Genomic DNA, 13,632 nt, shown 5'->3' with positions numbered 1-13,632 from the left:
CGCGACCCTCGGGCCGCGCGTCACTTGCGTGTCGCGCTGAACTTCATGCCCGGCGCGCCCAGTTGCTCGGCCGGCCCCGCCCAGGCATAGGCCAGAAGGCAGGGCTCGCGCTCGCCGGTGGTGATCCGGTGCTCGTCGCCCGCGCGGTTCAGGATCAGCGATCCCGGCGCATAGACGGCCGCGTTGTTCTCGGACCAGGCGCCCGCCACCGAGATGTAGCTTTCCTCGATCTGCGAATGGCTGTGCTGCGGGTAGGTCGTGCGCGGCGCGAACAGCACGAATCCGAGGATCAGGCCCGGCCACGACACCGGGCCGCGCGGGCCGAGGATTTCGCAATAGGCGTATTTCCGGGCCAGCGCCGGCGGCACCTTCTCGTAGCCGTATTCCCACGTCAGCGTGTCGCGCACCTCGCGCAGGGCGCGGGCCATGCCCTGCATGTAGCCCCGCTCCCCCAGATCGAGCGCGCGCGAGAAATGCGCGGTCACGGGCTTGATCGCGGGCGCGCGCATGTCGATCGGAGGGTTCGTGGCGAAGATCTTCGACAGCTCCTCGCGCACCCTCTTGCGATGGCTTCGGATCGACGTGCTGCCGCCGTCCGAGCCATGGCGGTAAAGCGCCTCGAATTCCCTGAGCAGGTAGATCCAGTCGGGCCGGTCGTTGAGCTGCAGGTTCACGGGATATCGCGCCCGACGACGTGGAAGCCTTCGTGGATCGAGGGGGTGACCGGCGTGCCGTCGGGCTCGGCGGCGTGTCGCTGGAACGCCGGCACGCCTGGCGGAACGATCGTGCCGGGCCGCGCCTCGGACAGGAAGATGTGCTTGGAGTTTTCCGGCGTGACCGCGATGGCGGCGGGATCGTCGAGCGTGCCGACATAGAGGCCGATCTTGTCCGGCCAGCGCTCGAAGGTCAGCGCGAGCTTGGTGCCACAGGTCGCGCAGAAATGCACGTGGACGCTCTTGCCGCTCCCCTCGGACGGCAGGGTGAACACCGATGGCGTCCCCTCGAACACGAAACCCGCGCGCTCGAAGATCGGCTCGATCATCTTGTCCGAGCCCGTGGCGCGCTGACAGAACGAGCAGTAGCAGACCGTCACCCAGAGCGGATCCGCCCCGGTCCGGTACCCGATGCCGCCGCACAGACAGCGGCCGTGATGCCCCTCGGCCATGAGGTGTCCCTCTTTGCTTGGTTCGCAAGACCGAAGCGGAAGCCGCGTCGGGGGTCAACCGGTTTGGTGCGCTGACGTCAGAGGTTCTCGGGCTGGAGCATTCCAAGGACGTGATAGCCGCCGTCCACGACGATGACCTCGCCCGTGGTGCAGGCCCCGTAGTCGGACGCAAGGTAGGCCGCCGTTCCCCCAATCGCCTCGAGCGTGGCGTTGGCGCGAAGGGGCGCGTTGGCCTCGGTGGTCTTGAAGGTCTTGCGCGCGCCGCCGATCGCCGCGCCCGCGAGCGTCTTCATCGGCCCCGGCGAGATCGCGTTGACGCGGATCTTCTGCGGCCCGAGATCGTTTGCAAGGTAGCGCACCGAGGATTCCAGCGCCGCCTTCGCCACGCCCATGACGTTGTAGTAGGGCGTCACCCGGTTCGAGCCCTGGTAGGTCATGGTCAGGAGCGTTCCGCCGTCGGGCATAAGCGCTGAGGCGCGCTTGGCCACGTCGATGAAGGAATAGCACGAGATCGTCAGCGAGTTGCGGAAGTTCTCGCGGCTGGTGTCAATGAACCGGCCGGTCAGCTCGTTCTTGTCGGAATACGCGATGGCGTGGACGACGAAATCGAGGCTGCCCCACGCCTCGCCGATCCGCGCGAAGGCCGCGTCCATCGAGGCATCGTCCATCACGTCGACGTCCACCAGAAGCGACGAACCCACCGAGGCCGCCAGCGGCTCCACCCGCTTGCCGAAGGCTTCGCCCTGGTAGGAGAACGCAAGCTCGGCGCCTTCCTCGCTCATCGTCCTCGCGATGCCCCATGCGATCGAACGTTCGTTGGCGACGCCCATGATCAGGCCCCGCTTGCCCTTCATCAGGTCGGTCATGTGCAGGTCATCCGTTGAAGCGGGACAGGAGCATCGATCCGTTCGTGCCCCCGAACCCGAAGGAGTTGGTCATCACCGTGTCGAGGCCCGCGTTCTCGACGGTCGCGGTCGCGATCTCCTCGGGCCTGAGGGCCGGGTCGAGCGTCTCGACGTTGATCGAAGGCGCGATGAAGTCGTCCTTCAGCATCAGGAGGCAGAAGATCGCCTCGAGCGCACCGGCCGCGCCCTGCGCGTGACCTGTCATCGACTTGGTGGAACTTATGGGCGGTGTCGTGCCCTCGCCGAAGACGCGGCGCACCGCCTCGACCTCGCCCACGTCGCCCACGGGCGTCGAGGTGCCGTGCGCGTTGATGTAACTGACGCGCCGCCCCTCGGGCAGCGTCCGCAGCGCGCCGCGCATGGCCCGCTCGCCGCCCTCGCCCGAGGGCGCGACCATGTCGGCGCCGTCGGAGGTCGCGGCGAAGCCCGTGACCTCGGCGTAGATCGTGGCGCCACGGGCCTGCGCGCGTTCAAGCGGCTCGAGCACGACCATCGCGCCGCCGCCCGAGATGACGAACCCGTCGCGGCCAGCGTCGAACGCGCGCGAGGCGCGGTCGGGCGTGTCGTTGTACTTGGAGGACATCGCGCCCATCGCGTCGAACAGGCACGAGAGCGTCCAGTCGAGCTCTTCCCCGCCGCCCGCGAACATCACGTCCTGCTGGCCGAGCGCGATCTGCTGCGCGGCCATGCCGATGCAGTGAAGCGACGTGGAGCAGGCCGAGGTGATGGAGAAGTTCATCCCCTTGATGCGGTAGGCCGTCGCGAGGTTCGCGCTGACGGTCGAGGACATGCACTTGGGCACGGCGAAGGGGCCGATCCGCTTGGTCGAGCCCGAGCTCAGCACCGTCTGGTGCGCCTGAAGCATCGCCGAGGTCGAAGGCCCGCCCGACCCCGCGATCAGGCCCGTCATCGGGTCCACGACATCGGCCTCGGACAGGCCCGCATCGGCGATCGCCTGTCCCATGGCGATGTAGGAATAGGCCGCCCCCGGCCCCATGAAGCGCAAGGTGCGCTTGTCGATGTGTTCGGCAGGATCGAGATCGACGGCGCCGGCGATCCGGCTGCGGAAGCCGTGTTCGGCCATCGCCTCGTTCGCGGTGATGCCCGAGCGCCCCGCCTTCAGCGATGCGGTGACTTCCTCGGCTGTGGTGCCGATCGAGGAGACGATCCCCAATCCGGTAACGACGACACGGCGCATAAGGCCTCCCTTCAAGCGATCAGTGGCCTGTGTAGGACAGGGCGGGGCACCGGCGCAAGTTCCGCCGGACCACACGCCCACGGCGCGCGCGGTCCGGCGCGGCGCGAACCGGAGCCCGCCCTTCCGCGTTGGCCCCGGAATCCGGAAGCGATGGGAGAGTGTCCGATGGATTTCTCGAAGGTGAACGTGGGCCGGGCCGATCAGGTCATCCGGGTCGTCCTTGGGCTGGTCCTGCTGGGGTTCGCCCTGTTCAGCCCATGGGCCGCGGGCTACGGCGCGTGGGTTCCGTGGCTCGCGGGCCTCGTGGGGGCGGTCCTTCTGATCACCGGGCTGACGCGGCGCTGCCCCGGCTACGCCGTTCTCGGAACGGGCACGAGCGACTAGCCGCCCGAAGTGGACGGACGGCGGTCTCAGCTTTCGCTGAGCGCCACCTTCATGTCCTTGACCTGGTAGATGGTCTCGCCGTCGGCCTCCACGCGGCCGTCGGCGACGCCCATGGTCAGGCGGCGGGTCTGCACGGCCTTGGTGAAGTCGACGTAGTAGGTGAGCATCTTGCGGTCGGGCCGCACCATTCCGGTCAGTTTCACCTCGCCCACGCCCAGCGCGTAGCCCCGCCCCTGCCAGCCGCGCCAGCCGAGGTTGAAGCCGGTCAGCTGCCAAAGCCCGTCAAGCCCGAGGCACCCCGGCATGATCGGGTTGCCCGGAAAATGGCACTCGAAGAACCAGAGGTCGGGGGTGATGTCGAACTCGGCCACGACATGGCCCTTGCCGTGCGCGCCGCCGTCGCCCGAGATGTCGGTGATGCGGTCCATCATCAGCATCGGCGGCATCGGAAGCTGTGCGTTGCCGGGGCCGAAAAGCTCGCCGCGCGCGCACTTCAGCAGGTCGTCCTTGTCGAACGTCGTCGGATAGGTCGTCATGGCCGCGCTGCCCTCGCTGTTGATCCCGGCCGCTTCCGGGCCGTGTGTGCGGTCCTTTCGCCGCCCCGCGGCCCAAGGGGGCCCGGCCCGAAAGGCCTCTGGCGGCGGCGAACCTGCGTTGCGCTCCGGTCTATCACCGCGTCCGAACGGCTGGCAAGCCTGCCGCGGCGGCTGCGGCCCGCTTGGCCAAGGGGCCGCTTTGCGATTGAAAAACGCGCCCCTCTCGCCATATACATGGCATGACACGCATCGAAAGACGGCTTCCATGACCCCGCAGGCGCTTGAACGCGGCAAGAACTGGCTGGCAAACGGCGCCCTCAGGCCCACGCGCCAGAGGCTGACGCTTGCCTCGCTTCTGGTCGGCGACGGTCAGGATCGCCACGTCACCGCCGAGGGCCTGCACGACGCGGTCCTGCGCAGCGGTGACCGCGTGTCCCTGGCGACGGTCTACAACACCCTGCGCGCCTTCTGCGACGCGGGCCTGATGCAGGAAGTGACCGTGGACGGCACGCGGTCCTACTTCGACACCCGCATCGACGATCACCCGCATTTCTACCACGAGGACGACGGAAGCCTCAGCGACGCGCCGTCCAGGGGCCTCGAGATCAGTTCGCTGCCCGAGGTGCCCGACGGCTACGAGATCGCCAAGGTCGACGTGGTCATCCGCCTTCGCAAGACCGGCTGAGGCGGGCCGCGGGCCGGCTGCCCTTCGCCGCTTGCAGGCCCGTCATGTCCGTTCCCCCCTAGCCAAGCTGCGCCGCTGCCTGTAACGGCTGCGCCAACCCTCCCTTTCCGGCTGAAAAACTCCATGGACCTGCGCAACATCGCGATCATCGCCCATGTCGACCACGGCAAGACCACGCTCGTCGACAACCTTCTGAAACAATCCGGCTCGTTCCGCGAGAACCAGGCCGTGGCCGAACGCGCCATGGACAGCAACGACCTCGAGCGCGAGCGCGGGATCACGATCCTGGCCAAGGCCACCTCGGTCGAATGGAAAGGCACGCGCGTCAACATCGTGGACACGCCCGGCCACGCCGACTTCGGCGGCGAGGTGGAGCGGATCCTGTCGATGGTGGACGGCGTGGTGCTGCTGGTCGATGCCGCCGAGGGGCCGATGCCGCAGACGAAGTTCGTGACGCAGAAGGCGCTCGCCCTCGGCCTGCGCCCGATCGTGGTGCTGAACAAGGTCGACAAGCCCGACGCCGAGCCCGACCGCGCCCTCGACGAGGTGTTCGACCTCTTCGCGGCGCTCGACGCCGACGAGGACCAGCTCGACTTTCCGCACCTCTACGCCTCGGGCCGCGCCGGCTGGGCCGATGCCGAACTCGACGGCCCGCGGCAGGACCTTCACGCGCTCTTCAACCTCATCGTGCGCCATGTGCCGCCGCCGCGGCAGCTGTCGCGCGTGGACGAGGATTTCCGGATGCTCGCCACCACGCTCGGCGCGGACCCCTTCATCGGCCGCATCCTGACCGGCCGGGTCGAGGCCGGCCGGGTCAAGGCAGGCGCGACCGTCAAGGCGCTGTCCCGCCACGGCGAGGTTGTCGAGCGGTTCCGCGTCTCCAAGATCCAGGCCTTCCGCGGCCTCGCCCTGCAGGAGATCGAAGAGGCGCAGGCCGGCGACATCGTCACCCTCGCCGGCATGGCCAAGGCAACCGTCGCCGACACGATCTGCGCGCTGGCGGTGGACGAGCCGCTGCCGGCACAGCCCATCGACCCGCCGACCATCACCGTCACCTTCGGCATCAACGACAGCCCGCTGGCGGGCCGCGACGGCAAGAAGGTGCAATCGCGCGTGATCCGCGAGCGGCTGATGAAGGAGGCGGAATCGAACGTCGCCATCCGCGTCGCCGACACTCCCGGCGGCGAGGCCTTCGAGGTCTCGGGACGCGGCGAACTGCAGATGGGCGTCCTGATCGAGAACATGCGCCGCGAGGGGTTCGAGCTGTCGATCTCGCGGCCGCAGGTCATCCTGCGCGAGGAGAACGGCGTGACCGTCGAGCCAATCGAAGAGGTCACGATCGACGTCGACGACGAGTATTCCGGCGCGGTGATCGAGAAGCTGACCGGCACGCGCAAGGGCGAGATGACGGACATGCGCCCCTCGGGCACCGGCAAGACGCGCATCATGGCGCTGGTGCCGTCGCGCGGGCTGATCGGCTACCACGGCGAGTTCCTGACCGACACGCGCGGCACGGGCGTGCTGAACCGCGTGTTCCATTCCTGGCAGCCGCACAAGGGCGCCATTCCCGGCCGTCGCGCGGGCGTCCTGATCTCGATGGAGAACGGCCAGTCGGTCGCCTATGCGCTCTTCAACCTCGAGGATCGCGGACGGATGTTCATCGGCGCGCAGGCCGACGTCTACGAGGGCATGATCATCGGCGAGCATTCGCGCGACAACGACCTCGAGGTGAATCCGCTGAAGGGCAAGAAGCTGACCAACATCCGCGCCTCGGGCACCGACGAGGCGGTGCGCCTGACCACGCCGATCACGATGTCGCTGGAAGAGGCCATCGCCTACATCGACGACGACGAACTGGTCGAGGTCACGCCGAACGCGATCCGCCTGCGCAAGCGTTTCCTTGACCCCCACGAACGCAAGCGGCAGTCTCGGGCCGCGGGCTGACACCACGCGACGGCCCGCATCGACTGGAGGCGGGCCGTTGTTGCTTGGGCTTTTTCGCAATCCGGCGATCGCGTGCGCAATCGCGCTGACGGGGGCGGGCGCGCTTGCGGCGCAGCCCCTCGCCTGCCCCGGCGGCCGTGTCTTCACCGAAAACGCGGGCGCCGAGGCCGGGCGGGTCTGCGAGGCCGCCGCGCGCGCGACCGAACAGCTCGAGACATGCAGCCTGACGGTTCCCGCACCGGTCACGATCGCGATGGTGGACGCTCTCGAGGACGACTGCCTCGGCGTCTATCACTGCGGCGAGAGGCGCATCGAGATCCTGTCGCAAGCCTCCTACACCGAGCTTCGCGCGATCGGCGCCGCCTCGGCCTTCGCCAGCATCTCGGACGACGCGTTCTTCGAGGGCGTGATCCGCCACGAGCTTGCCCACGCCGCGCTCGACGACCTGCCCTGCCCCTTCGGAAGCTGCCTCGCGGCGCAGGAATACGTCGCCTACACGATGCAGGTGTTCTTCCTCCCCGAGGCCGATCGCGCCGCGTTCGAGGCGACCTCGACCGTCGAGGGCCGCGTGCCGCGCGATGCCATCAGCCGGATGATCCTGCTGATGGCGCCGAACGTCTTCGCCCAGCGCGCATTTCAGCACCTGATGCAGCGGGAGGACCCCTGCGCCTTCATCGGACAGGTCGCGCGCGGGGAGGTCCTGCTGGACTACGAACACCCTTGAACGACGAAAAGCGGCGCCCCGGAGGACGCCGCTTTCGCATGATGGGGATCTGGATTGCGCCGGGCGCTCAGGCCTCGCCCGAGACCGTCCCAGCGCTCGGCAGCAGGTGGTCCATGCGCATGGAGGGCTGGTCGCACCCCGCCTCGCCGACGATGCGCGCCGGGACGCCCGCCACCGTCTTGCAGGGCGGCACCTCCTCCAGCACGACGGAGCCCGCGGCGATGCGGCTGCAATTGCCCACCCGGATGTTGCCCAGGACCTTCGCCCCGGCCCCGATCAGCACGCCGTCGCCGATCTTGGGGTGGCGATCCTCGGTCTCCTTGCCGGTGCCGCCCAGCGTCACCGAGTGAAGCATCGAGACGTTGTCGCCCACCACCGCCGTCTCGCCGATGACAATGGAATGGGCGTGGTCGATCATGATCCCCCGCCCGATCCGCGCGGCGGGATGGATGTCGATGCCGAAGACCTCCGACACGCGCATCTGGATGAAGTAGGCAAGGTCCTTGCGCCCCTGCAACCACAGCCAGTGGCCCACCCGGTAGGCCTGCACCGCCTGGAACCCCTTGAAATACATCAGGGGCTGAAGGAAGCGGTTGCAGGCGGGATCGCGGTCGAAGACGGCCACGACATCGGCGCGGGCCGCCGCGCCAAGCTCGGGCGCCGCGGCATAGGCCTCGTCGGCGATCTCTCGCAGGATCTGCTCGGACATCTCGCCCGAGGACAGCTTCTGCGCGAGGCGGTAGGCCAGCGCGCTTTCCAGCGTCTTGTGATGGAGGATGCAGTAATGGAGGACGCCGCCCAGAAGCGGCTCGTCCACGACCGCCGCCTCGGCCTCCTCGGTGATCCTGCGCCAGACCGGGTCGAGCTCGGAGATGCGGGATTGGGTCCTGGCCATGGGGCGGCCTCCTGTGCGACGCGATTGGCGTCAACATAGCGCAGCACGCCCCCTCGGTCCAATGCCCCGCGCATGGCCCGCACGCATCCGTGACAGCCGCCCCCGCTCAGACCGCGTCGGGCAGCGAAAGCTCGGCGAAATGCGCCACGAGGCGAAGCGTTCCGCCCGCGAATTCGCCCCCGATGGGCGTGACCAGAAGCGGGGTCGCCGCCCAGTAGACGATGGGCACGCCCGGCCCGTTGACCCATGCGTTCTGCGACAGGCCCAACCCCGTCCCGTAACGCGCCGCGTCGCCCTCGACGCCCAGCGCCCATGCCGTGGCGGTGCCCGATATCGCCGCCGTCACGCGGCCGGTCACGCCGAAGGCGATGGCGCGTTCCGGGAAGGCCACGGGCGTCGCGACGGACGCCCCCGCGCCCAGCGTCACGTCGATCTCGGCCGCCCGCATGGCAAGCGACGCGCCGCCCGGCGACAGCGTGACCGCACCCGCCCGCCAGAGCGTGCCGTCGAAGACCGCGACATGCCCGTCATCGAGCACCATCGCCCGCCACCCGCGCCGCGCGGCCACGAAGACCCAGCCGCCCGCGACGAAGACGGCGACGTTGCCGCCCTTCCCCGCCCATGCGTTCACCGCGCCTTGCGGCACCCCGTAGGCCGCGCCGTCGGCAGGGGAGACGGGGGGCGCCGCCTGCGAGACGGACTGAAGGCACAGCTGCGTCAGCCCGTCGAGACGCGCCAGCGCCTCGTTGACGGTGACGTGCTTCTGCGCCTGCGCGGGCTGCAGCAGCGGGAGCGAGAGGTTTGCGGTGTCACTCATCGATATCGATCCTCGCGAACGGGCCCGCTCCGAAACGCTCGGAGATCTGGGCGACTTCGATGCTGTAGGGGCCAGACGTGCCGTCCGCGGCCCGCATCGCGGCGGTGTAGGTGAAGGAAGGCGCGCCAAGCACCTCCTCGCGGCGCAGCGCGCCGGCATCGACCACCCTGAGGGCGTAGCTCTCGAAGGTCTCGCCCAGCGGCACCTCGGCGCCTTCCCAGCTGTCGGCATCGATCCGGCTCCGGCGGATCCATGTGACGACCCGGTCGCCGCCCTCGGCGCTGGCCCGCAGGTGCACCGGCGCGAGCGGCCTGAGGCCGATCCCCGCGAAGGCGAGGACCCTTTCGACGTAGCTGGGGTCGTCCAGCGAACGGCGTGCGGGTCCGACCCGCCAGTGCCGCGCAAGGCCTCTCGCCGAAGCCGGCAGGTCAAGCTGCCCGACCGCCCCGTCGAGGACCACGAACAGGCTTCCCTCGGGCCAGACGGCGGGCATGTCCGCGTCCGTCCCGGCCTGGCCGCGCAGGCGCAGCGAAACCTCCCACAGATCCTCGCCCACAAGCGTCGCCTCGCGGAACTGGATCACTTCCCAGCCCGCACCGTCTCCCGGCCCGATCGCCGCAACGTTGGCCCCGTTCAGCACCGCGCCCGCCTCGGCCGAGGAAAGCGCGCCCCCGGCGATGCGCACCCGCATCGGGGCGCCCCGGTCCCACAGGCCGGGAGGCGCGGCGGCAAGCGGCGTCTCCAGCCGCCCCGCCAGGGCGCCGCGCTCGACGATGCGGTTCAGCGTGAAGCCGTCGGGCCCCGGCGCCTTCCAGACCGCGACCGGCCCCGGCCACGGCGTCGCGGCCACGGCGAGGTGCGGCGCGTGCGCCACCTCGTCGCCAGTCAGAAGCGGCAGGTCCATGAAGATCGGCTCCACCGGCAGGGGCGGAAGGTATGCGGCGGACGGCGCGGGCTCGTAGACCGCGTCGGAGGGCTCGGACGCGGACGGCTCGACCCGCACCGCCTCGATGTCGCGCGTCCCGCGCTCCGTGACCCTGTCGATGCGCCACATGGTGCCGTCCCCAAGCGCGAAGACCTCGCCCGCCCCCAGCGCGCGGGTCGAGGGCGGCAGGCTCAGCTTGATGGAGTCCCGCGCCACCCGCGCCTCGGCGAGGCCGCGTTCTGCCAGCGCACGGGCCTCGGGCGGCGTCAGCGCCAGCGGCAGCCGCGTTTCGGTCATCGCGTCCGAGGGATCGCCCGGATGCACGGCCTCCGCGATGCGGTCGTCGTAACTCGCCTCGCCGTCGGTATAGCCGATGCGCAGCCGTCCCACCGTCTCCGCGCGCGGCGCGCGCACCGTCTCGAAACCGCCCCGCCCGTCTTCGGCGAGCGCCGTGGAGCCCTCGTCCAGAAGCGCACCGGGCGTCCGGGCCATGCTCCGAAACACCAGCCGGCCCTCACGTTCGACGGCCTGCGCGCCGTGGGCGAGCATAAGCGGCTGAAGCGCGGCGCGCGCAGTCCCGGTCTCCCCCGTGACATGGCCCCTCACAAGCCCGTGCACCCCCGAGACATCGTAATCCGAAAGGCCCGCGCGTTCGCAGATCTCGGCCACAACGAGGTCGAGCGGCGCCGCGTCGAGCCGCCCGGTCAGCCAGTGACCCCGGCCCCAGTTGTCCCCGTCCGACCACCGCGCGAGGTCGTGCGGGAAGGCGGGCCAGGGCCGCGCGTCCCACGCCCAGGCATGGGCGCGCGCCATGTCGATCATCGGCCCGCCATAGACCTCCGAGACGGGGTTCCTGCCGGGATCGGCCCAGTAGTCGAGGACGGCGCGCAGGTATTGCGCCTGAATGGCGTCGTCGCGATGCGCCGTGGAATGATGCGGCGCGGCGCTTTCGTCGCTCTTGGGATCGAGGAACTTGTTTGGCTGGTTCGTGCCCCTGTCGATGGCGGGGCATCCGAACTCGGTGAAGACGATGGGCTTCATCCGCGGCTGCCACGCGGTCGACGGATAGGGCCAGGGCGTCAGCGACGCGCCGAAAAGGACGACATCGCCGCCCGGCGCGCAGTCGCCAGGACCAAGATCGACCGTCACGCCGGCGGGGCCCGGCAGGTTGAACACGATGCGCACGACGTGAACGCCGCCGCCCTCGTCCAGCACCTCGAGGCCATAGGCGCCTGCACCCGCCGACGTCGCAACGGCCGGCGCGATCGTTCCGTCCGAGAGCAGCTCGACAAGGGGCGCACCCGCGGCCCTCAGGCTCGCGCGAAAGCCGCCCGCGCTGCCCGGCCCGCCGGTCAGGCGCAACTCGTAGTCCCGGCCGGCTTCGCAGGCGAAGGCGGGGCTTTCGATCCGCTGCCATGGATCGTCGCCGCCCGCCACGCGCACGGGCGCGGCGTAAGGGCCGTGCACGGCGGCGAGCGGCGTCACGACCGGCGACAGGCGCGGCAACCATCCCTGCGGCGCGTCGCCCCCCGCAAGACCCGAGCGCCGCGCGGGATGGATGCGATCGACGTGCGCGTTCTCCCACCAGCCGCGAAGCGCCTTGTAGCGGAAGATCCAGGGGCTGCCGCCCTCCCCGTCGGTGATCGGCGCGCGCCGCTGGGCCGCGCGCGCCTCGTCGGTGGGGTAGTGCCAGTCGAAGCCCTCACCGCCCTCGATGTTCGACTGCAGGTAACCGATATCGTGGACCGAAGGCCACGCGGCGTCGGCGTGATCCGTCCCGTCGCGCCAATCCGAAAGCGGCATGTAGTTGTCGATGCCGACGAAGTCGATCAGCGGGTCGGCCCAGAGCGGGTCGAGGTGGAAATGGACCTCGCCCGATCCGTCCTGTGGCTGATGGCCGAAATATTCCGACCAGTCGGCTGCGTAGCTCATGCGCGCGTCCGGCAGAAGCTGGCGCACCTGCGCGGCCAGGGCGCGCAGGCGGCCCACTGCGGGAAAGCCCGTATCGTCCCGCATCGCGGTGAGGCCGCGGAACTCCGAACCGATGCAGAACGCCTCGACCCCGCCCGCCGCCGCGCAAAGCGCCGCGGAGTGCAGGACGTAGCGCGAAAGGCTCCATTCGGCCGGCCCGGCATATGAGACATGGCCGGCCGAGACGGAAAAGTCGCTGGCCTTGACCGTTCCGAAGAAGGCGTCGACGGCGGCGCGGTTGGCGGCCGTTCCGTCGGGGCTTCCTGGCTGACCGGCGGCGATCTCGGACGTGATCCGCCCGCGCCACGGAAAGGCCGCCTGCTCCACGCCGCCCCAGGGATCCGGCAGGCCGTTGCCCTCGGGGATCTCCATGAGCATCAGGGGGTAGAACATGACCTCCTGCCCGCCCGAACGGATCGCCCTGATGGCTTCGATGACCCCGGCATCGGACGGGGTGCCGCCGTAGATGGGCCGGCCGTTCGCGTCGCGCGCGATCTCCTCGGCCGCGCCGCGCGACAGGCCGCCCGCCCGCCACGCCTGCCCCACGCCCTCGCGCGTCCGGTCCTCGACCTTGGGCCTGACCCGGCAATGCCCCGCGCGCAGGTCGTCGCCGAACCAGCAATAGATCAACGAGACCGACGCGAGGTTCGGCAACGTGTCGCGCAGCGCCTCGAGCGATTGCTCGAAGTCGGTCAGCCCGCCCCCCGCGCTGACATTGGCCGCGCCCGCCGCCCCGAGCGCACCGGCGAAATGCACGGGCGTCGTCGAAAGCGCGTATTCGCCCGTTCCCGGGATCAGCGCGACCGAGCGGAGCATGTCCGCGGGCGCGGGCACGAGGGCGCCCTGTCCGTCGGGGCGCGCGGGCCGCACCACCTCGAAGGAGAACTGTGGCACCCGGTTGCCGTAGGGCGACAGGTCGAGGTCCTCGAAAACCGCGTAGGCCACGCCGCGATAGGCCGGCACCGCGCCGATGCCCTCGACCGCCTCGATCAGCGGGTCGGGCATCTGGTCGACGCCGCCCTTGTGGATCCGCAGGTTGACCGTCCGGCGGTCGATCTCGACACCGTCCGCCCAGATCCGGCCGACGCGCGAGATCTCGCCCTCGCAGATCGCAAGGGCAAGGCTGACGCTGTAGGAGTAGGTCGTCGTCGTGGGCTGCCTCGGGGCGCCCTTGCCGCCGCCCCCGCCCGTCGTGCGCGACCGCTCGAGGAACTGCGTGGCCCAGATCACCTGTCCGCCAAGGCGCATCCGTCCGAAAAGCCGGGCCAGGGGCGCACCCTCGGATGCGTTGGTGAAGCGGAAGCGGTCCACCTGTCCGTGCTCGACCGGCTCCGAGCCCGAGCCCAGAAGCCTCTGGTCGATGGCCCTGCCGATCGTGGCGCCCACGGCCCGGCCGATAACCATGCCCGACAGCCCGAAGGCCGAGATACCGGACGCGCCGCCCACTGCCGCGCCGACCGCCGACAATACCAGTGTCGCCATG

The 13,632-nt window shown here is 70.1% G+C and carries 12 protein-coding genes; 4 read left to right on the top strand and 8 right to left on the bottom strand.

Annotated features, from left to right (window positions below):
- Nucleotides 1-20: 20 nt before the first annotated feature.
- The 4 genes from P6F26_RS15360 to P6F26_RS15345 form a co-directional block, all read right to left on the bottom strand.
- On the bottom strand, nt 21-674 hold the full coding sequence (locus P6F26_RS15360; protein WP_278029576.1) for a dimethylsulfonioproprionate lyase family protein: 654 nt from the start codon (nt 672-674) through the stop codon (nt 21-23).
- Nucleotides 671-1,165 carry a GFA family protein gene (locus tag P6F26_RS15355; protein WP_278029575.1) on the bottom strand — a complete coding sequence of 165 codons (495 nt, stop codon included), beginning with the start codon at nt 1,163-1,165 and terminating at the stop codon, nt 671-673. Before P6F26_RS15355 ends, P6F26_RS15360 begins: the two co-directional genes overlap by 4 nt.
- A 77-nt stretch (nt 1,166-1,242) precedes the next feature.
- Nucleotides 1,243-2,031: an enoyl-ACP reductase FabI gene (locus P6F26_RS15350; protein ID WP_278029574.1), complete on the bottom strand. Its 789-nt coding sequence runs from the start codon at nt 2,029-2,031 to the stop codon at nt 1,243-1,245.
- 7 nt (nt 2,032-2,038) lie between these two features.
- Complete coding sequence (locus tag P6F26_RS15345; protein WP_278029573.1) at nt 2,039-3,268, bottom strand: beta-ketoacyl synthase N-terminal-like domain-containing protein; 1,230 nt, start codon at nt 3,266-3,268, stop codon at nt 2,039-2,041.
- A gap of 165 nt (nt 3,269-3,433) precedes the next feature.
- On the opposite strand from P6F26_RS15345, the gene P6F26_RS15340 reads away from it, so the two are divergent.
- A complete protein-coding gene (locus P6F26_RS15340; protein WP_278029572.1) occupies nt 3,434-3,652 on the top strand; it encodes a YgaP family membrane protein in 219 nt (72 codons plus the stop codon).
- 26 nt (nt 3,653-3,678) lie between these two features.
- On the opposite strand, the gene fabA is transcribed toward P6F26_RS15340, so the two are convergent.
- Entirely contained in the window at nt 3,679-4,188 is a 510-nt protein-coding gene (fabA, locus tag P6F26_RS15335; protein ID WP_278029571.1) for a bifunctional 3-hydroxydecanoyl-ACP dehydratase/trans-2-decenoyl-ACP isomerase, read from the bottom strand.
- A gap of 265 nt (nt 4,189-4,453) precedes the next feature.
- Between fabA and irrA the strand changes: the two genes are divergently transcribed.
- From irrA to P6F26_RS15320, 3 genes are all read left to right on the top strand, one after another.
- A complete protein-coding gene (gene irrA / locus P6F26_RS15330) occupies nt 4,454-4,873 on the top strand; it encodes an iron response transcriptional regulator IrrA (protein WP_278029570.1) in 420 nt (139 codons plus the stop codon).
- 123 nt (nt 4,874-4,996) lie between these two features.
- On the top strand, nt 4,997-6,817 hold the full coding sequence (typA, locus tag P6F26_RS15325) for a translational GTPase TypA (RefSeq protein ID WP_278029569.1): 1,821 nt from the start codon (nt 4,997-4,999) through the stop codon (nt 6,815-6,817).
- 40 nt (nt 6,818-6,857) lie between these two features.
- A complete protein-coding gene (locus P6F26_RS15320) occupies nt 6,858-7,541 on the top strand; it encodes a DUF6639 family protein (RefSeq protein ID WP_278029568.1) in 684 nt (227 codons plus the stop codon).
- A 67-nt stretch (nt 7,542-7,608) separates the two neighbouring features.
- Here the strand turns inward: P6F26_RS15320 and cysE are convergent, their stop codons facing one another.
- The 3 genes from cysE to P6F26_RS15305 form a co-directional block, all read right to left on the bottom strand.
- Entirely contained in the window at nt 7,609-8,436 is an 828-nt protein-coding gene (cysE, locus tag P6F26_RS15315; RefSeq protein WP_278029567.1) for a serine O-acetyltransferase, read from the bottom strand.
- A 106-nt stretch (nt 8,437-8,542) separates the two neighbouring features.
- Entirely contained in the window at nt 8,543-9,253 is a 711-nt protein-coding gene (locus P6F26_RS15310) for a DUF2793 domain-containing protein (protein ID WP_278029566.1), read from the bottom strand.
- The gene (locus P6F26_RS15305) at nt 9,246-13,631 is read right to left on the bottom strand and encodes a baseplate multidomain protein megatron (protein WP_278029565.1); all 4,386 of its coding nucleotides are present in this window, start codon (nt 13,629-13,631) and stop codon (nt 9,246-9,248) included. Before P6F26_RS15305 ends, P6F26_RS15310 begins: the two co-directional genes overlap by 8 nt.
- Nucleotide 13,632 lies beyond the last annotated feature (1 nt).

It is taken from the genome of Roseicyclus salinarum (assembly GCF_029624655.1).
GTDB lineage: Bacteria > Pseudomonadota > Alphaproteobacteria > Rhodobacterales > Rhodobacteraceae > Roseibacterium > Roseibacterium salinarum.
The sequence above is the reverse complement of the archived record's forward strand: the minus strand, read 5'-3'. Positions and strand labels throughout refer to the sequence as shown.

Bases quoted from the DNA above. Each gene is read 5' to 3' on its own strand.
- P6F26_RS15340 (WP_278029572.1), top strand. From the start codon at position 3,434: ATGGATTTCTCGAAGGTGAACGTGGGCCGGGCCGATCAGGTCATCCGG.
- P6F26_RS15310 (WP_278029566.1), bottom strand. From the start codon at position 9,253: ATGAGTGACACCGCAAACCTCTCGCTCCCGCTGCTGCAGCCCGCGCAG.
- P6F26_RS15345 (WP_278029573.1), bottom strand. From the start codon at position 3,268: ATGCGCCGTGTCGTCGTTACCGGATTGGGGATCGTCTCCTCGATCGGC.
- irrA (WP_278029570.1), top strand. From the start codon at position 4,454: ATGACCCCGCAGGCGCTTGAACGCGGCAAGAACTGGCTGGCAAACGGC.
- cysE (WP_278029567.1), bottom strand. From the start codon at position 8,436: ATGGCCAGGACCCAATCCCGCATCTCCGAGCTCGACCCGGTCTGGCGC.
- P6F26_RS15355 (WP_278029575.1), bottom strand. From the start codon at position 1,165: ATGGCCGAGGGGCATCACGGCCGCTGTCTGTGCGGCGGCATCGGGTAC.
- P6F26_RS15305 (WP_278029565.1), bottom strand. From the start codon at position 13,631: ATGGCGACACTGGTATTGTCGGCGGTCGGCGCGGCAGTGGGCGGCGCG.
- typA (WP_278029569.1), top strand. From the start codon at position 4,997: ATGGACCTGCGCAACATCGCGATCATCGCCCATGTCGACCACGGCAAG.
- fabA (WP_278029571.1), bottom strand. From the start codon at position 4,188: ATGACGACCTATCCGACGACGTTCGACAAGGACGACCTGCTGAAGTGC.
- P6F26_RS15350 (WP_278029574.1), bottom strand. From the start codon at position 2,031: ATGACCGACCTGATGAAGGGCAAGCGGGGCCTGATCATGGGCGTCGCC.